The organism is Kitasatospora sp. NPDC022856, assembly GCF_055561235.1.
The window spans coordinates 43,726-63,787 of sequence record NZ_JBVHHE010000019.1; the positions used below are offsets into that span (position 1 = coordinate 43,726).

Sequence of the window (20,062 nt, forward strand, 5' to 3'; positions counted from 1 at the left end):
CGCGGGGGGCCGCGGCCCGCCGGCGGGTACGGCGCGGTCATCGGCTTCCCCGGGCGTGCCGGGCGATGTGGCGCAGAGCCTCGCCGAACTCCTCGGCGACCCCGCGCACACTGGCCGTGTCGTGGACGGCGGGGCGGTGGTGCCAGGTGAAGGCGAGGCGGCCGTCCTGGACCGCGCCCACCACCTCCAGCGGGTGGGAGCCGCCGTCGCGGGGGTCGTGGTCCTGCCCGAACGAGCCGCGCTCGACGCGCACCAGGCCGCGGCCGGCGTTCTCCGGGCGGGAGTCCCACTGGCCGAGGTAGTTGAAGACCACCTCGCCCCGGGCGCCGGCGGCGAGCCGCTCGCGGACCTCGGGCGGGCCGAAGGTGCGCAACGCGCCGTAGCCGAGCCCGTTGCCCGGCACCGCGCGCAGTTGGCGGCGCACCGACTTCACCAGGGACCGCCAGTCGCGGTCGGGTCCGAACTCGCCGGGTGCGGGCACCTGGAAGGCGACCGGGTAGACGGTGGTGAACCAGCCGACCGTGCGGGAGAGGTCGACGCCGTCGAGCACGTCCTCGCGGCCGTGTCCCTCCAGGTCCAGCCGGACCTGTTCGCTTCCGGTCCAGCGGGCCAGCGCCAGGGCGAGCGCGGCCAGCAGGACGTCGTTGACCCGGGTGCGGTAGGCCGTCGGCGCGGCCCGCAGCAGAGCTGCGGTGTCCGCCTCGTCCAGTTCCACGCTCACCGTCGCCCGCTCGCCCGCCCCGGTGTCGGTGTCGGCGTCGGCGTCGGCGTCGGCGGGGCGGGCCGCCCGGGCGGGGCCGGCGGACACCGCCTGTTCCCAGTGGGGCAGTTCGTCGTCCAGGGCGCCCGCGGCGACGTGGGCGGCGAGTCCGAGCGCCCAGTCCCGGAAGGACGTGCCGCGTTCGCCGAGGGTGACCGGTTCGCCCTGCTCGGCCTGCCGGTAGGCGCTCTCCAGGTCGTCACCCAGGATGCGCCAGGAGACGGCGTCGACGACCAGGTGGTGGGCGACCAGGAGCAGCAGGACCGGTTGGCCGGGGTCACCGGTGAACAGCGCCGCCCGCAGGAGCGGGCCGCGGGCCAGGTCGAATCCGGCGTGCAGGTCGTCGGCGGCCCGTGCGACGGCGGCGGCGGCCTGTTCGGATGTCTGCCCGGTCAGGTCGTGGTGCTCCAGAACGTCGTCGGCGGGGGCGGGCGGCGGGTTGAACTGGTGCCAGCCCGCCTCGTCCCGGGTGAAGCGCATGCGCAGCGCGTCGTGGTGCTCCAGCAGGGCGTGCAGGGCCGTGCGCAGCGCCCGCGGGTCGGGGGCGGCGCCGAGTTCGAGGAGCGTCGACTGGTTGAAGTGGTGGTGGGCGGCGCGCGGGGTGCCGAGGAACCATTCCTGGATGGGCGTGAGCGGCACCTCGCCGGTCACCGGTGCGTCGCCGGCGTGCTGCGGGGCGTCGCGCACGACGGTGGCCAGCTGTGCGACGGTCTGGTGGCTGAACAGGTCCCGGGTCGCCAGGTGCAGGCCGTCCCGGCGCAGCCGCGAGACCACCTGCATGCTCAGGATGGAGTCGCCGCCGAGGACGAAGAAGTTGTCGTCGGCGCCGATTTCCTCGATGCCCAGTACGTCGGACCAGATCCGGGCGATCCGGCGTTCGGTGTCGGTGCGCGGCGCGACCCGTGGCCCGGCGGCGGCCTGGGCGGGTCCGGGGTCGGGCAGCGCCCGGCGGTCGGTCTTGCCGCTCGGGGTGAGCGGCAGCCGCTCCAGTGGCACGAAGAGGGAGGGGACCATGTGCGGGGGCAGCAGCTCGGCCAGGTGCGCGCGCAGCTCGGCGACGGGCACCTGGTCCGCCAGGGGACCGGCGCAGCTGTCGGCGAGGACGAGGTAGGCGACCAGCCGGGCGGGCCCGGCTTCCGGGCCGTCCCCGGCTGCGCCGGTACGCACGGTGACGACCGCGTCCCGCACCAGGGCGCTGCGGCGCAGCGCACTCTCCACCTCGCCGGGCTCGATCCGGAAGCCGCGCAGCTTGACCTGGTCGTCCATCCGACCCACGAAGCGCAGCTCTCCGTCGCCGTGGCGGCGCGCGAGGTCTCCGGTGCGGTACATCCGGTCCCCCGGCGCGCCGAACGGGTCGGCCACGAAGCGGGCGGCGGTCAGGCCCGGGCGGTTCAGGTAGCCGCGGGCCAGGGCGGGCCCGGCGACGTACAGCTCCCCGGTCACACCGGGCGGGACCGGCCGTAGGGCGGCGTCCAGCAGGTAGACGCTGGTGGGACCGGCGGGGCGGCCGATCGGGGGGGTGCCCGCGCCCGCCGCCAGCGGGCCGGTCCAGCTGGCGACCACCGTGGCCTCGGTGGGGCCGTACGAGTTGACCATCCGCCGTCCGGGGGCCCAGGTGTCGACCAGGTCGGCCGGGCAGGCCTCGGCCCCGACGATGAGGGTGCGCAGGGCGGGCAGCGCGCCGGCCGCGGCCGGGTCCACGGTGGCCAGGGCCGCCGGCGGGATCAGCGCGTGGCTGATCCGCCGCTCGGCGAGCACCTCGGCCAGCCGCTCGCCGACCAGCGGGCCCTCTTCGCCGGTGACCATGGTGGCCCCGCTGAGCAATGAGACGCACAGCTCCAGCACCGAGGCGTCGAAGCTGGGCGAGGCGAACTGGAGGATCCGGTCGCCGGGGCCGGCCGCGTACTGCTCGGCGGCGGCCGCGGCGAAGCCGGCCAGTCCGCGGTGGGTGACCGCCACGCCCTTGGGTGTCCCGGTCGATCCCGAGGTGTAGATGACGTAGGCGGGGTGGCCGGTGTTGAGCGCGGTGGTGCGGTCGGCGTCGGTGGGCGGTGTCGGCGCGCCGTCGGCGGTCCACACCTCGGCGGGGTCGTCGAGCACCAGGAAGGCGCCGGCGTCGCGCACCATGAAGTCCTTTCGCCCGGTCGGGTAGTCGGGGTCGACCGGGAGGAAGGCGCCGCCGGCCTTGCTCACGGCGAGCTGCGCCACCACCGTCTCGGCCGCGCGCGGCAGCGCCAGGGCCACCACCCGCTCCGGCCCCACGCCCTGGCGGATCAGCCGGTGGGACAGCCGGTTGGCCGCCCGGTCCAGCTGCGCGTAGGTCAGTTCACGTTCGCCGTCCAGCAGCGCCACCGCGTGGGGAGTGCGGGCCGCCTGCTGTTCGAACAGCTCGGGCAGGGTCGCCTCGGGCACCGGCCGGAACGTCCCCCGGGCCTGGTCGAGCAGGGCCTTCAGCTCGTCGTCGGAGGCCAGCGGCAGGGCGCCGATGGGGCGTTCGGGGTCCTCCGCGACGGCGGCGAGCAGGGTGGCGAGCTGGTCGGCGATGCGCTCGGCGGTGACCGCGTCGAACAGGTCGGTGTTGTAGCTGATCAGGGCGCGCAGCGCTCCGGAGTCCGTCTCGGCGAACTCCAGGGTGAGGTCGAACGGCGCCTGTTCCAGCTCGCTCTCGACGTCGGTGGCGGCGAGGCCGGGAAGTTCCAGGTCGGCGGCCGGGGTGTTCTGCAGGACGACCATGACCTGGAAGAGCGGGCTGCGGCTGGTGTCGCGGACCGGCTGCACCTCGTCGACCACCCGTTCGAACGGCACCTCCTGGTGCGCGAAGGCGTCCAGCACCGTGTGCCGCACGCCGCCGAGGAACTCGGTGAAGGGCTGCCCCGCCTCGACCCGGGAGCGCAGGACCAGGGTGTTGACGAAGAACCCGACGAGGTTCCGCGTCTCGGCCCGGTCGCGGCCGGAGGTGACGGTGCCGACCGCGATGTCCGCGTCCCCGGTGAGCCGGGCGAGGTAGGCCTGGGTGGCGGCGACCAGCGTGGTGAACAGGGTGGCGCCCTGCTCCCGGCCGATCCGGGCCAACCGGCGGGCGGTCGGGGCGGGCACCTCCAGGCGGGCGGTGGCTCCGTTGCTGGTGCGCACCGCGGGCCGCGGCCGGTCGGTGGGCAGGTGGAGCGGCTCGGCGTCCGCCAGCTGCTTCCTCCAGTAGTCGAGCTGATCGTCGGCGGCGGCGCCGGCCGTGCGCTGCCAGTGCGCGTAGTCGGCGTACTGCACCGGCAGGGGCGGCAACTGGGCTTCGTCGGAGCCCAGTTCGGCGCGGTAGAGGTGGGCCAGGTCGGTGAGCAGGACGGAGGTCGACCAGCCGTCGGTGACGATGTGGTGCAGGGTGAGGGCCAGCACGTGGTCACCGTCGGCCAGCCGGACCAGGGCGACCCGCAGCAGCGGACCCCGACGCAGGTCGAAGGGTCGGCCCCGCTCGTCGGCGAGCAGCCCGCGCAGCGCCGACTGCCTTTCCCGCTCGGGCAGTTCGGACAGGTCGTGGAGCGCGAGCGGCACCTCCCGCGGCTGATGGACGAGCTGGACGCCACGCCCGTCGACGCTGTCGAAGGTGGTGCGCAGCGACTCGTGGCGGGCCACCAGCGCGTCCAGGGCCGCGCCGAGGGCGCCGAGGTCCAGGGCGCCGTGCAGGCGAAGCGCGAGCGCGGTGACGTACTCGGTGCCGCCGGGCTTGAACTCCTCCAGGAACCAGAGGCGTTGCTGGGCGTAGGACATCGGCGGCGCCGCTTCGCGGGCGACCGGGACGACGGCGGGGTCCGCGCCGCAGGGTTGCCGCTCCTGCGTGAGCAGCCGGGCCAGTCCCGCCGGGGTGGGGTGGAGGAAGACCGCGCGGGGCGTCAGGTCGGTGCCGAACGCCTCGGCCAGCCGGGCGGCGAGCCGGATGCTGAGGATGGAGTCCCCGCCCAGCTCGAAGAAGCCGTCTTCCACACCGGGCGGCGCTGTGCCCAGCACCTCCCCGAAGACCTCCGCCGTGCGGCGTTCGGCCTCGGTGCGCGGCGCGAGGCGCTCGCGGGGCCCGGCGTCGCGGTCGGCGTCCGGCGCCGGAAGTGCCGCGCGGTCGAGCTTGCCGTTGCGGCTCAGCGGAAGGGCGGCGAGCGGGACGAAGGCGGTGGGGACGAGGTAGTCGGGCAGCAGGCGGGCGGCGAAGTCCCGCAGCTGCGCCAGGTCGGCGCCCGCGGGGCCGACGACGTACGCCACCAGCTGTCGGGCGCCGGGGCGGTCCTCGCGGACGACCACGGCGGTGTCGGCGACCCCCGGGTGCGCGGCCAGCGCGGCCGCCACCTCGCCGGGCTCGACCCGGAAGCCGCGGATCTTCACCTGGTCGTCGGTGCGGCCCAGGAACTCCACGGCGCCGTCCGGCCGCCGCCTGGCCAGGTCGCCGGTGCGGTACATCCGCTCCCCCGGCGCGCCGAACGGGTCGGCCAGGAAGCGTGCCGCGCTCTCGCCGGGCCGGCCCAGGTAGCCGCGCGCCAGGCCCTCACCGGCGACGAACAGCTCGCCCGCGCAGCCGGGCGGCACGGGCCGCAGGCGGCGGTCGAGGACGTACACCCGCTTGTCGTCCAGGGGGTGGCCGACGGGCACGGTGTCGGGCACCGCCGCCGGGTCCGTGAGGGCGAAGGAGGTCGCGAAGACGGTGGTCTCGGTGGGTCCGTAGCCGTCCAGCACGCACAGGCCGGGGCAGGCGGCGAGGACCCGGCGCACGGCGGCGGCGGGCACCACGTCGCCGCCGGTCCACAGCCGGCGCAGGCCCGTGAAGCAGTCCGGCGCGTCCTGGGCCAGCAGGCGGAAGAGCCCGGCGGTGAGCCACAGCGCCGTCAGCCCGCCGGACGTCAGCCGCCGCAGCAGCGCCGCGTCCACCGGCCCGTCGGGGGCGACGACCACCCGGCCGCCGTTGAGCAGCGGTGCCCAGACCTCGAAGGTGCTCGCGTCGAAGGCCACCGGGGAGTGCAGCAGCACCTGTTCGCAACCACCGTCGGTGAAGCGGCTGTCGGTGGCCAGCGAGGCCACGTCGCGGTGCCGGACCGCCACCGCCTTGGGCTCGCCGGTGGATCCGGAGGTGAACATCACGTAGGCCAGCCGGTCGGGGTCGGCCGGCGGCGCGGACAGCACGGGCTGCCCGGCCGCCTCGGTACGGACGGCGGCGACCTGGTCGGTGGTGAGCTGGACGGTGGCGCCGGCCCGGGCGAGCAGCGCGCGGCGGCGTTCCTCGGACGCCCGGACGTCCACCGGGACGTAGGCACCGCCCGCCTTGAGGACGGCGAGCTGGGCGACGACGAGCTCGACCGAGCGGTCCATCGCCAGCGCCACCCGCCCCTCGACGGCCAGGCCGTCGGCCAGCAGCCGGGCGGCCAGCCGGTCCGACCACCGGTCGAGCCGGCGGTAGGTCAGGTCGTCCTCGCCGTGCCGCACCGCGACCGCCTCGGGTGTGCGGCGGGCCTGCTCGGCGAAGAGCGCCACCGGGCTCTGCGCCGCCGCCGGGCGGGCGGTGCTCTGCCAGGACGCCAGCAGCTCCCGGTCGGCCGCGGTCAGCGGCTCCAGCTCGCCCACCTCACCGTCCAGACCGTCGGCGAGGGCGGTGAGCAGCACGGCCAGGCGCCGGGCCGCGCGCTCCACCGTGGACCGGTCGAACAGCGCGGGGTCGTAGGCCAGGTCGAGGCCGAGCCGCTCGGTCAGGTAGGCACGCAGGCACCACGGGAAGGTGGTGGCGTCGTCGGCCCGTACCTCCGTCACCCGCACACCGGTCCTGGCCGCGACGGACTCGTCGACGGGGTAGTTCTCGAACACCACCATGCTGTCGAAGAGCGCCTCGCCGGCCGGTACCTCGCTCAGCGCCTGGATCCGGGTCAGGGCCAGGTGGTCGAAGGGGCGCCCGTCGCTCTGGCGCGCCTGGAGCTCGCGCAGCCAGGGCAGCACGCCGCCGGTGGCGGGTATCCGGACCCGGGTCGGCACGGTGTTGATGAACATGCCGATCATCGACTCGACGCCGGGCAGCTCCGCCGGCCGGCCCGAGACGGTGGTGCCGAAGACCACGTCGTCGCTGCCGCCGTAGCGCGCCAGCAGCAGGGCCCAGGCCCCCTCGACCACGGTGTTGACGGTCAGTCCGGCGTGCGCGGCCCGCTCCCGCAGCCGCTGGGAGAGGTCCTGGTCCAGCTCGTGGTGGACGGTGGCGGCGGAGCGGGCGCGGTGCGCCTGGCCGGGCACCCGGTCGTACGGCAGCGGGTTGCGCGCGGTGAAGCCGGCCAGGGCGTCGGCCCAGTAGTGCTCGGCCGCCTGCCCGTCCTGCTCGGCCAGCCAGCGCAGGAAGTCCGCGAACGGACGCCTCGACGGGCGGGGCCCCCGCGCAGCGCCGCCGGTCAGCGCGGCGTACTGGTCGCAGACCTCGGTCAGCAACTGCCCGCTGCTCCAGCCGTCCAGGATCAGGTGGTGGGTGGACCAGAGCAGCAGCACCTCGTCACCGGGGAGCGCGGCCAGCGTGAGGCGGGTGAGCGGCGCGGCGGTGAGGTCCATGCCCGCCGCGCGATCCGCGGCGAGCAGCCGCTCGGTCTGCGCCTCCTGCCGGTCCGCCGGCAGCTGCCGCCAGTCCAGCAGGGTGACGGGCACCTCGGCTCGCTGGAGCACCAGTTGAACGGGATGCGGCAGGCCCCGCCAGTGCACGCCGGTGCGCAGCGCGGGCGTGCGGTCGGCCAGCAGCTGCCAGGCCTCGGCGAACACGCGCGGGTCGGCCACGCCGGCCAGCCGCACCACGATCCGGTCGAAGTAGGCACCCTCGGTGTCGACCAGCCCGTGGAAGAGCATCCCGGACTGGAGCGGGGTCAGCGGCAGCACGTCGGCGACCTGGCGCCCGTCGCCGACGAGCCGGTCCAGCTGGTCCTGGGTCAGGCCGGCGAGCGGGAAGTCGGAGGGGGTGCGGCCGCCGGCCCCGGGGCGGGCGCAGTGCGCCGCGATCTCGCGCAGGGCGGTGCGCATCTCCTCGGCCAGTGCGCGGACCTCGGCCTCGTCGTAGACGGCCGCCGGGTAGGTCCAGCCCAGTTCCAGGCGCCCGTGCTGGACCACCCCCGTGACGTCCAGGAGGTAGGGGCGGGCTTCGTCCGGGTCGGTGTCGCGGCCGGCCGGGGGCAGCGACGCGCGGTAGAGGCCGTCGGCGCCGGCGCTCTCGGCGTCCCACCGGCCGTGGTAGTTGAAGCCGATCCGCGGAACCGGCGTACCCGCCGGCGCACCGCCCGGCAGCAGGTGGCGCAGCGCACCGTGGCTCAGCCCGCGCAGCGGGACGGCGCGCAGCTGCTCCTTGACCGAGCGCAGCGTCTCGTGCCATCCGGCGTCGGGGTCGACGCTCAGGGCGAGCGGGAACTCGGCGGTGAACCAGCCCACCGTCCGGGACAGGTCCAGGTCGTCGAAGAGGTCCTCCCGGCCGTGCCCCTCCACGCCCACCAGCACGTTCTCGCGACCGCACCAGCGCGCCAGGGTGCGCCCCAGGGCGCTGAGCAGCACGTCGTTGACCTGGGTGCGGTAGACCTCGGGGACCTGGCGCAGCAGGGCCTCGGTCGTCTCCGCGTCCAGCGTCACGGTGACGGTGGCGGCGCCGCCGTGGGTGTTGGGACCGGGCCGGCCGGCGGGCAGGTCGGCCGGGGCCGTGGCGGTCCGCGCCCAGTACGCGGCGTCGGCGGCCAGCGCGCCGGAGCGGGTGTGCTGCTCCAGCCGGGTCGCCCAGTGGCCGTAGGAGGTGCCCGCCGGGGGCAGTTCGGCGCCGCGGCCGGCACCGACCGCCTGGTAGGCCGCTTCGAGGTCGGCCAACAGGATGCGCCAGGAGACGCCGTCCACGGCCAGGTGGTGCACGGTGACGACGAGCTGGCCCGGCTGCCGGGCGCCGCGGTCGAAGAAGAGCACGCGGACCATCCGGCCCTCGGTCGGGTCCAGTTCGGCCTGGGCCGAGGCCGTGGTGTCCTGCACCGCCGCTTCCAGGGCCGCGGGGTCGAGGCCGGCCGCCTCGTACCGGGTGAAGACGCTCCGGGGCGCCTCGGCGAGCACCTCCTGGCGCCAGCCGGTGCCGGTGTGGCGCAGCCGGGTGCGGAGGGCGGCATGGCAGCGCACCAGGGCCGCGGCTGCCCGGTCCAGGGCCGACGGGTCCGCGCCGGGGGCCAGTTCCACCCGCTGGGTCATCGTGAAGCGCATCGGGTCGCCGGGGCGGCGGCCGTCGAGGTACCAGTGCTGGATCGGGGTGAGCGGTGCTTCGGTGGGCGAGGGGTCGCCCCCGGTGTCCGGGCGCGCGCCCGCCGCACCGACCACCAGTGCGAGTTCGGCGACGCTCTGGTGCCGGAAGACGTCCTTGGTGGTCAGCGCGAGCCCGCCGGCCCGGGCCCGGGAGACGATCTGGATGCTGAGGATGGAGTCCCCGCCGAGCGCGAAGAAGTTGTCGTGCGCGCCCACCCGGTCCACACCCAGCACCTCGGCCCAGATCGCGGCCAGCCGCTCCTCGGTGCCGGGCCGCGGCGCCACGAACGCGTTGCCGCTGTCGGGCTGCGCGGGCGGCGCGGGCAGGGCGCGGCGGTCGGTCTTGCCGCTGGAGTTGCGCGGGATCCGCTCCAGCGGGACGAAGGCGGCGGGCACCATGTGGTCGGGCAGCGTCCGCCGCAGCCGGACCCGCAGCTCCTCGGCGGGCGGGATCCGGTCCCCGGCAGGCACCAGGTAGCCGACGAGCATCCGCCGGCCGGCGTGCTCGCGGGCGGTGACGACCGCCTCGGCGACGCCCGGGTGGTCGAGCAGGGCGGCCTCCACCTCGCCGGGCTCGATCCGGAACCCCCGGATCTTGACCTGCTCGTCGGCCCGGCCGAGGAACTCCAGCAGGCCCTGGGCGTCCCAGCGGGCCCGGTCGCCGGTGCGGTACATGCGCTCCCCCGGCGCGCCGAACGGGTCGGCCACGTAGCGGGCGGCGGTCAGGCCCGGGCGGTTCAGGTAGCCGCGGGCCACCTGCGCCCCGGCCAGGTACAGCTCCCCCGCCATGCCCGGCGGCACCGGCCGCAGGACCTCGTCGAGCACGTAGGCCCGCAGGTTGCGGCCGGGGCGGCCGACGACCGGGCGCTCGGGGCGGTCCGCGCACCGGCCGTAGAGGGCGTCGACGGTGCACTCGGTGGGCCCGTAGACGTTGTAGGCGGTGACGCCGAGGTCGTGCTGCGCCGCGCACAGCTCCTGCCAGGCGGCGGGCGAGATCGCCTCGCCGCCGACCAGCAGCAGGCCCGGGTGGTGGCGGCCCGCCGCGAACAGCCCGGCGGCCGAGAGTTCACGCAGGTAGGAGGGGGTGACGTTGACCACGTCCAAGCGGCGTTCGGCGATCTGGGCGCAGAAGGCCTCCGGGTCGAGCCGGACGTCCTCGTCGATGAGGTGCACCTCCTGGCCGAACGTGAGCAGCAGCGGGCCCTCCCAGCTGGTGTCGAAGGAGAACGAGGCGCTGAGCGCCATCCGCAGTGGACGCCCGTCCGTCAGGTGCGGCGCGAACAGCCCCGCGCGGTGGTCCTGGCACAGGTTGACCAGCTGGCGGTGCTCCACGGCGACGCCCTTGGGTCGGCCGGTGGAGCCGGCGGTGTAGATGAGGTAGGCCGTGTGCCGCGGCAGCAGCGGATGGCGGCGGTCGGCGTCGGTGAGGTCGTGGGCGGGCAGCCGGTCCCACGGCACCTCGTGCAGCTCCCGCTCCGTCAGCAGCGTCCGCGGACGGGCGTCGGCGAGCAGGAAGGCGGCCCGCTCCTCGGGGAGTTCGGGGTCCAGGCAGAGGAGGGTGGCACCCGCCTTGAGCACCGCGAGCAGGGCCACCAGCAGGTCCGAGGTGCGCGGCAGCCGGACCGCGACCACCTGCTCCGGGCCGGCGCCACGGGAGACGAGGTGGCGGGCGAGCCGGTTGGCCCGCCCGTTGAGGGCGGCGTAGTCGAGGGTGGCGTCCCTGGCCACCAGGGCGGTGGCGTGCGGGGTACGGGCGGCCTGCGCCTCGAACAGGGCGGGAAAGGTGGTGTCCGGCACTGCCATCGGCTCGCCCTGCCCCGTCCGGAGCACCCGGCGGCGTTCGTCGGCGGTCATCAACGGCAGGGTGGCGACGGCGCTGCCCGGGTCCTCGGCCACCGCCTCCAGCAGGGTCCGCAGCCAGCCGGCCAGCCGCTCGGCGGTGGCCTCGTCGAACAGGCCGGTGCTGTACTCCAGGTAGCCGGTCAGGCCGCCGTCGCGCTCGACGAAGTCGAAGGCGAGGTCGAAGGTGGCACTGCGGACCGGCGGTGCCAGCGGTGCCACCTCCAGGCCCGGCAGACGGGGTGCCTCGGTGCCCAGGTTGTGCAGGGCCACCATCACCTGGAACAGCGGCGTGCGGCTGGTGTCGCGCTCCGGCTGGAGGGTGTCCACCAGCCGCTCGAACGGCACCTCCTGGTGGGCGAACGCCGCCAGGACGGTGTCCCGTGACCGGCTCAGCAGCTCGTGGAACGACAGCTCCGGGCGCACCTGGGCGCGCAGCACCAGGGTGTTGACGAAGATGCCCACCACGTCGTGGAGTTCGGGCCGCTCCCGGCCCGAGGCGACGGTGCCCACGGCGACGTCCTGCTGGCCGGCCCAGCGGGCGAGCAGCACCTGGCACGCCGTCAGCAGGGTCATGTAGAGGGTGGCGTCGGCCTCCCGCCCGCGCTCGCGCAGCCGTCCGGTCAGCGCGGCGGGCAGGGTGAAGGTCAGCAGGGCGCCGTCCCGGGTGCGGACGGCGGGGCGCGGGCGGTCGGTGGGCAGGTCCAGCGGCTCCAGGCCGTCCAGGGCCTGGCGCCAGTGGGCGAGGTCCGCCTCGGCGCGGTCGGTGCGGGCGCGCTGCCAGACGGCGTAGTCGGTGTACCGCACGGGCAGCTCGGGCAGCTCGGGGCGGCGCCGTTCGAGGGCGGCCGCGTACAGCTCGCCGAGGTCGCGGCCGAGGACGGCCACCGACCAGCCGTCGGTGGCGATGTGGTGCACTGCCAGCACGAGCACGTGCTCGTCCTCGGCCGTCCGCACCAGCCGGGCCCGCAGCAACGGCCCGGCGGCCAGGTCGAACGGGGTGGCGGCGACGCGTTCCAGCAGTGCCTCCAGGAGCGCCGGGGGCTGCCCGCGGAGGTCGTCCACCGGCAGCTCGACCGGCTGCGCCGGGCGCACGCTCTGCCGGGCGCGCCCGTCCTGTTCGGTGAACGTGGTGCGCAGCGCCTCGTGCCGGGCCACCAGGGCGTCCAGCGCGGTGCGCAGGGCGCTCTCGTCGAGCGCTCCGCGCAGGCGCAGCACGGACAGGGTGGTGTACTCGGTGCCGTCCGGCTCGAAGCGGTCGAGGAACCAGAGCCGCTGCTGGGCGTAGGACAGCGGCGGCTCGACGGCCGGGTCGGCGGCGGGGATCGCGTCGGCCGACGGGCTCCCCCCGGCGGCCGGCTCGCCGAGGGCGGCGGCCAGGTCGGCCAGTCTGCCGTGGCTGAACAGCAGCCGGGGCGAGACGTCCGTGCCGAACGCCGCGCGCAGCCGGGAGGTGACCCGGATCGCGAGGATGGAGTCGCCGCCGAGGGCGAAGAAGTCGTCGTCCACGCCGACCTCGTCGGTGTCCAGGACGTCCGACCAGGCCTCGGCGACCAGCCGTTCGGCCCGGGTGCGGGGGGCGGTGCGGTCGTGGCCGGCCGCGAAACCGTCCGGGCCCGGCGCGGGCAGCGCCCGCCGGTCGAGCTTGCCGTTGACGGTGAGCGGCAGGGCCGCCACCGGGACGTAGGCGGCGGGCACCATGTAGGGGGGCAGCAGCCGCTCCAGGTGCGCGCGCAGCTCGGCGGCGGACGGCGGGGCTTCGGCGCGCTCACCGCCGCCGACCACGTGGGCCACCAGGCGGCGGGTGCCGGCGGTGTCCTCGTACACGCCCACGGCGGCGGCGCCCACACCCGGATGGGCGTGCAGGGCGGCCTCGATCTCGCCGGGCTCGATCCGGTAGCCGCGGATCTTCACCTGCTGGTCGGCGCGGCCGAGGTACTCCAGGGTGGCGTCGGCCCGCCGGCGGGCCCGGTCGCCGGTGCGGTACATCCGGGAGCCGGGACGCCCGAACGGGTCGGCGACGAAGCGGGCGGCGGTCAGGCCCGGGCGGTTCAGGTAGCCGCGGGCGAGGCCCTCCCCCGCGACGAACAACTCGCCCACCGCACCGGGGGGGACCGGCGCCAGGTCGGCGTCCAGCACGTACACCCGCAGGTCGGGGATGCCGGGGCCGATCGGTCCGGGGCCGCCGGCGCGGGCCGTGGCGCGGTCCAGCGGGGCATGGGTGACGTGCACGGTCGTCTCGGTGATGCCGTACATGTTGACCAGGCGCGGCGCGCCGTCCGGGTGGCGGTCGTACCAGTCGGCCAGCCTCGTCACGTCCAGCGCCTCGCCGCCGAAGACCACCGTGCGCAGCGCCAACCGGTCCGCCAGGGCCGGGTTCTCGGCGTCGGCGCGGATCAACGGGTAGAACGCGGACGGGGTCTGGTTGAGGACGGTGACCCGCTCGTCGGCCAGCAGGCGCAGGAAGTCCTCCGGGGAGCGGGCGGTGTCCTCGGGAACCACGACGAGCCGGCCGCCGTGCAGCAGCGGGCCCCAGAGCTCCCACACCGAGAAGTCGAAGGTGTAGGAGTGGAAGAGCGTCCAGACGTCCTCGGCGCCGAAGCCGAACCACTCGGCGGTGCGGTCGAAGAGCCGCACCACGTTGGCGTGCGGGATCACGACTCCCTTCGGGCGCCCGGTGGATCCCGACGTGAAGATGGCGTAGGCCGGGCTCTCGGGCAGCGGGCGGCGGCGCGGGGCGAGCTTGCCGGCCGGGCGCCGCGCGAGGTCGGCGCGCACGTCGGCGTCGCCCAGCGCCAGCACGGGCACGTCGGTGGGCCCCGGCGCGGCGGCGTCCCCGGTGAGCGTCACCAGCGCCACCGGCCGGACGTCGCGCAGCAGCTGGGTCAGGCGCTCGGGCGGCAGCGCCGGGTCGAGCGGCAGGTAGGCCGCGCCGGTCTTGAGGACGGCGAGGACCGCCACCACCAGGTCGGTCGAGCGGGGCAGCGCGAGGGCCACGAACTGCTCGGTCGAGGCGTTCAGTTCGGCCAGTCGGTGGGCGAGCCGGTCGGCCCGCGCGTCAAGCGTGGCGTAGTCGAGGCGCTCGTCGCCGTAGCTCACGGCTTCGGCGTGCGGGGTCCGGGCGGCCTGCGCCTCGAAGAGGTCCACCAGGGTCCGGTCCGGCCGGCCCCGCGCGGCGCCGTTCCAGTCGACCAGCATCCGCCGCCGCTCCTCGGCGGTGGTCCAGGCCAGGGCGCGCAGCGGGCGGTCCAGGCCGCCGGCCAGCTCGGTGAGCAGCAGGCAGAGGCGGTCGGCCAGGGTGCGCGCCGTCCCGGCGTCGAACAGCTCCGGGTCGTAGGCGAGGTCGAAACCGAACCGCTCGCCCTGGTAGGCCCGCAGCACCAGCGGGAAGTTGGTGGCGTCCCGGGAGGAGACGTCGGCCAGTCGCACGCCGGAGCCCGCCGAGCGCGCCTCGTCGAAGGGATAGTTCTCGAAGGCGACCATGCTGTCGAAGAGCGGGCTGCCGGAGGGCACCTCACTCATGCCGGTCAGCTCCGCCAGCGAGACCGCGGCGAAGCGCCGGGCCTCGGCCTGCGCCTCCTGGAGGTCCCGGAGCCACGCCGCGGCGGTGCGCCCGCCGTCCACCCGGACCCGGGTGGGCAGGGTGTTGATGAACATCCCGATCATCGACTCGACACCGGGCAGGTCGTCGGGGCGTCCGGAGACGGTGGTCCCGAACAGCACGTCCCGCTCGGCGCTGTAGCGCGACAGCAGCAGCGCCCAGGCACCCTGGACCACGGTGCCCATCGTCAGCCCGGCCTGCCGGGCGGTCCGGGCCAGCCGCTGCGACACCTCCTCGGACAGCCCGGCCGGGTGCACGCCCGCCGACCGGGCCTGGTGGAGCCCGCGCCGGACCCGGTCGACGGGCAGCGGGGTCGGGGTGGCGAACCCCTCCAGGACGCCCCGCCAGTGGGCCCTGGCGGCCTCGGCGTCCTGCCCGGCCAGCCAGCGCACGTAGTCGCCGAAGGGCTGGCGTGCGGCCGGTCGCGGCTCGGCGCCGGTGCTGAGCGCCGCGTACTCCTCGAACACGTCGGTGAGCACCTGGGCCAGGCTCCAGCCGTCCAGGATCAGGTGGTGGGAGGTCCAGAGCAGGTGCAGGCGCGCGTCGGGCAGCCGGATCAGGGTGAGCCGCATCAGCGGCGCCGCGGCGATGTCCACGCCGCGCGCGAGGTCCTCCGCGCGCACGGCGGCCACCCGCTCGGCCCGCTCCTGCGGGCCCGCCGCGCGCAGGTCCAGCTGGGTGACCGGTATCCGGGCGCGGCGGTGCACGACCTGGAGCGGGACGGGGACGCCCTCCCACACCACCGAGGTGCGCAGGGCGGGCGTGCGGTCGGCCACCCGCTGCCAGGCGGCGGCGAAGGTGTCGGGGTCGCTCACGCCGTCCAGGAGCAGCGCGGCCTGGTCGACGTACACGTCGTCGGGCCCGCCGACCAGGCGGTGGAAGAGCATGCCCTCCTGGAGCGGGGTGAGGGGCAGCAGGTCCTCCACCGCCCGGCCGTCGCCGACCAGCCGGTCCACGCCGGCCTGGTCCAGCCGGGCGAACGGGAAGTCGGACGGGGTGCGGCCGCCGGCGCCGGGGCGGGCGCAGTGCGCGGCGACGGCGGTCAGCGCGGCGGTCAGCGCCGCCGCCAGGTGCTGGACGGTGGCCGCCTCGTGCACCTGGTCGCTGTAGTGCCAGGTGATCTCCAGCTCGCCGTCGGCCACCACGGCGGAGATGTCGAGGAGGTGGTCCAGCGGCGCGTCGGGGGCGATGTCCCGGCCGGGAGCCTCGCCGGCCGGGGCGAAGTCGCCGCCCTCGGCGGCCGCCCACTGGCCGTGGTAGTTGAAGGACACCTGGGGCAGCGGCACCGCCCGCAGGGCGGCCGCGGCCGGGTCGGGCGAGCCGAGGCGGGCCAGCGCCTCGTAGCTCAGGCCCCGCCGGGGGACGGCCCGCAGCCGCTCCTTGACCGCCTTCAGCGTGGCGGCCCAGTCCGGGGCGCCGGCCGTTCCGACCGGGGTGAGGGTGACGGGGTACTGGGTGGTGAACCAGCCGACCGTGCGGGAGAGGTCGGGCTCGTGGCCGGCCGGCCCGCCGAGTTCCTCGCGGCCGTGCCCCTCCAGGGCGACGGCCACCCGCCCGGCGCCCGTCCAGTCGGCGAGCACCCGGCCCAGCGCGCTGAGCAGCACGTCGTTGACCTGGGTGCGGTAGACCGCGGGGACCTGGCGCAGCAGCGCCTCGGTGGTGGCCCGGTCCACCCTGGTCCGAACACTGCGGACCGAGCCGGCCAGCGGGCTGCCGGGAAGGTCGACGGGCAGCGGGGCCGGCGCGGCCGAGACCTCGTCCAGCCAGTACGGCAGGTCACCGTCGAGGTCCCCGGCCCGAACGCGCTCGGCGACGTGGTGCGCCCAGTCGGTGAACGGGGTCTGCTCGGGGTCCAGCCGAACCGGCTCGCCGGCGGCCGCCTGCCGGTAGGCCAGAGCGAGGTCGGCCAGCAGCACCCGCCAGGAGACGCTGTCCACGGCCAGGTGGTGGGCCGTCACGAACAGCTGGGGCCGGGCGCCGTCGGCGGCCCGCAGCAGGGCCGCGCGCAGCAGCGCGCCGCTGGCCGGGTCGAGGGCCGCGCGGGCCGCGTCGGCCGCGCGGCGCCGGGCGGCGTCCTCGGCCTCGGCGTCGGCGGCGACGGCGGCCGGGTCGTGGCAGGTCAGCAACCCGCCGACCGGACCGGCTCCGGGGCTCTGGTGCCAGCCGTCGCCGGTGCGGGTGAACCGGGTGCGCAGCGCCGGGTGCGCGGCCGCCACCGCTTCGAGCGCCAGCTCCAGTGCCCGTTCGTCCAGGTCGCGCGGCAGGTCGAGCAGCATCGACATGCTGAAGTGGCGCAGCGGGCCGTGGGTGGCGAAGAACCACTCCTGCACCGGGGTCAGCGGCGCGGGTCCGTCGTCCCGCGCTCGCCGCGCCGTCGCCGCCGGGGCGAGCCGGCGGCGGGCCGCCGCGGCGGCGAGGTCGGCGACGCTCTGGTGGCGGAAGACGTCGCTCGAACCGAGCCGCAGGCCCGCGGCTCGGGCCCGGGAGACGGCCTGGATGCTGAGGATCGAATCGCCGCCCAGCTCGAAGAAGTTGTCCGTGACGCCCACCCTGGCGACGCCGAGCACCTCGGCCCAGATGCCGGCCAGCACCTCCTCGTCCGGGGTCCGCGGGGCGACGAACTCCTTCTGCTGCCGGTCCACTTCGAGGTCGGGGGCGGGCAGGGCCCCGCGGTCGAGCTTGCCGCTGGTGGTGAGCGGCAGCGCGTCGAGCGCGGTGAAGGAGGACGGCACCAGGTGGTCGGGCAGCACCTGCCGCAGCGCCGCCCGCAGGTCAGCGGCGGGCGGCACGGCGTATCCGGTGGCGGGCACCAGATAGGCCGCCAGCCGGGCGCGGCCGTGTGCGTCGGGCGCGGCCACTACCGCGGCCGCGCCGACGGCGGCCAGCTCCAGCAGCGCCGCCTCGACCTCGCCCGGTTCGACGCGGTGGCCGCGCACCTTGACCTGGTCGTCGGCCCGCCCGAGGTAGTCCAGGCACCCGTCGGCGGTCCAGCGGGCCAGGTCTCCGGTGCGGTACATCCGGGCACCGGGCGGCCCGAACGGGTCGGCCGTGAACCGCGCCGCGGTCAGCCCGGGGCGGTCGGCGTAGCCTCGGGCGAGCTGCTCGCCCGCCAGGTACAGCTCGCCGCCGACGCCGGGCGGCACCGGCCGGCGCCGGTCGTCCAGCACGTACGCCCGCACGTTCGGCAGCGGGCGGCCCACCAGCGCCCGGTCGCCGTCCGCGATCCGGCAGGCCAGTGCGTCGACCGTGCACTCCGTCGGGCCGTAGAAGTTGTAGGCGGCCACCCCGGGGTGCGCGGCCAGCTCGCGCCAGAGGGCGGCGCCGACCGCCTCGCCGCCGAGCATCAGCACCCGAGGGCGGTGCCGCGGATCGGTGAGCAGCCCGGCGGGCAGCAGCTGACCGAGGTAGGAGGGGGTCACGTCGAGGAAGTCGACGCGGTGCCGGACCACGTACTCGACCAGCGCCGCCGGATCCATCCGGGTCACCTCGTCGACCACGTGCAGCGGGTGGCCGTCGGCCATCAGCAGCACGCCCTCCAAGGAGGTGTCGAAGGAGAACGAGGCGGTGAGCGCCACCCGCAGCGGGCCGCCGCCCGCGTCGGCGACGAAGCCCGCCCGGTGGGCGGCCAGCAGGTGCGTCACCGCGCGGTGCGCCACCACGACGCCCTTGGGGCGGCCGGTGGAGCCCGAGGTGTAGATGACGTAGGCGGTGTTCGCCGGGCGCAGCGGGGCGAGCCGGTCGGCGTCGACGGGGTCGGTGTCCCGGCCGGTGGCCGGGGCGGCCCGCAACGCGTCCTCGTCCAGGACCAATGCCGGCCGGGCGTCCTCCAGCAGGTAGCGCACGCGCTCGGCGGGCAGGGCGGGGTCGATCGGCAGGTAGCCGGCGCCGGCCTTCCAGACGGCGAGGATCGCCACGATCATGTCGGCGGTGCGCGGCAGCGTCAGCGCGACCAGCCGTTCGGGGCCCGCTCCGAGGGATATCAGGTGGTGCGCGAGCCGGTTGGCCCGGCGGTTGAGCGTCGCGTAGTCCAGCCGCTCGCCCCCGGCGACCAGGGCGAGGGCCGCCGGGGTCAGGGCGGCCCGGCGCTCCAGGAGTTCGGGGTAGCAGGCGTCGTCGACGGGCAGCCGGGCGCCGTTCCACTCCCGGGTCACCCGGCGGACCTCCTCGGCGGAGAGCAGCGGCAGGGTGCCCAGCGGCCGGTCCGGTTCGGCGGCGACGCCCTCCAGGAGCCGCAGCAGCTGGTCGGCCATCCGCCGCGCGGTGGACTCGTCGAACAGGTCGCTGCGGTACTCCAGCAGGCCGGTCAGCCCCTCCCCGTCCGGGACGAACTCCACGCTGAGGTCGAAGGTGGCCGCCTGCCGGGGCACGTCGACCAGGGAGACGTCCAGCCCGTGCGCGGCGGCGGGCGCGGGCGGGGCGGGGTGCAGCAGGACCATCACGTCGAAGAGCGGGTTGCGGCCCGCCTCGCGGGGGGCGCCGACCGTCTCCACCAGGCGCTCGAAGGGCGTGTCACCGTGCACGAAGGAGTCGTTGACGGTGGTGGTGGCGGCCGACAGCAGGTCGCGGAAGGACCAGGACCGCTCCACCGGGGTGCGCAGCACCACCGTGTTGACGAAGCAGCCGACGGCCCGCTCCAGGTCGGTGCGGGAGCGCCCGGAGGTCAGGGAGCCCACGGTGATGTCGTCCTGCCCGGACCAGCGGGCCAGCAGCGCCTGGGTGGCGGCGACCAGGGCGGTGTAGAGCGTGCTGTGCTGCTCGGTCACCAGGTCGCGCAGCCGGGCCGTCAGCCGCGCGGAGACGGGGAAGGTGTGGATCGCGCCCGCGCCGGCCTCCTCGCCGCGCCGGGGCCGGTCCAGCGGCAGCTCGGGGGCCACCGCGCCGGCCAGCTGCCCCTTCCAGTAGGCGAGGTGCTTCTCGAGTCGGGTGCCGGAGAGCTGCTCGCGCTGCCACACCGCGAAGTCGGGGTACTGCGTGGCCACCGGGGGCAGCTGGGGGGCCGCGCCCCGGACCAGGGCGGCGTAGGCGGTGCACAGCTCGTCCAGGACCACGCCCATGGACCAGCCGTCGGTGACGATGTGGTGCGCGGTCAGCAGCAGGACGTGCGCGGCATCCGACTCGCGCACCAGCAGGGCCCGCAGCGGTGGGCCCTGGCGCAGGTCGAACGGGCGGGAGTACTCCGCCAGCAGGATCGCGTCGAGGGTCTCCGTCGGGGTCGGCTCGCGAACCGGCAGCGGCACCGGCTCGGCCGGCCGCACGGTCTGCGCCAGGTGGCCGTCGGTCTCCTCGAAGGTGGTCCGCAGTCCCTCGTGGCGTGCCACCACGGCGGCCAGCGCCCGGGCCAGCGCCTCGCGCTCCAGCGGCCCGGTGAAGCGCACGGCGAGGGCGCTGTTGTAGCGGTGGTCGCCGGGCCGCAGCCGGTCCAGGAACCACAGTCGCTGCTGGACGAAGGAGAGGGGCAGCGGGCGGCCGCGGTCGGCGCGCGGGACGGTCCGCCCGGCGCCGGGCCCCTCGCCGCCGGCCTGTCCGGCCAGCCTGCGGCGCAGCGCTTCCCGCAGGTCTGCGGGCAGGGCGGCGGCGCGGTCTCGCTTCGAAGGCGTCATGGTCGT

At 76.2% G+C, this 20,062-nt stretch carries 1 protein-coding gene; it reads right to left on the reverse strand.

Translation table 11 applies throughout. The features are described from left to right. Positions 1-37 precede the first annotated feature (37 nt). Positions 38-20,056, reverse strand: coding sequence for a non-ribosomal peptide synthase/polyketide synthase (locus ACZ34W_RS24275; RefSeq protein ID WP_465606997.1), 20,019 nt, complete (start codon positions 20,054-20,056; stop codon positions 38-40). Positions 20,057-20,062 lie beyond the last annotated feature (6 nt).

Coding starts and splice junctions, on each gene's coding strand:
- ACZ34W_RS24275 (WP_465606997.1), bottom strand. CDS start 20,056: ATGACGCCTTCGAAGCGAGACCGCGCCGCCGCCCTGCCCGCAGACCTG.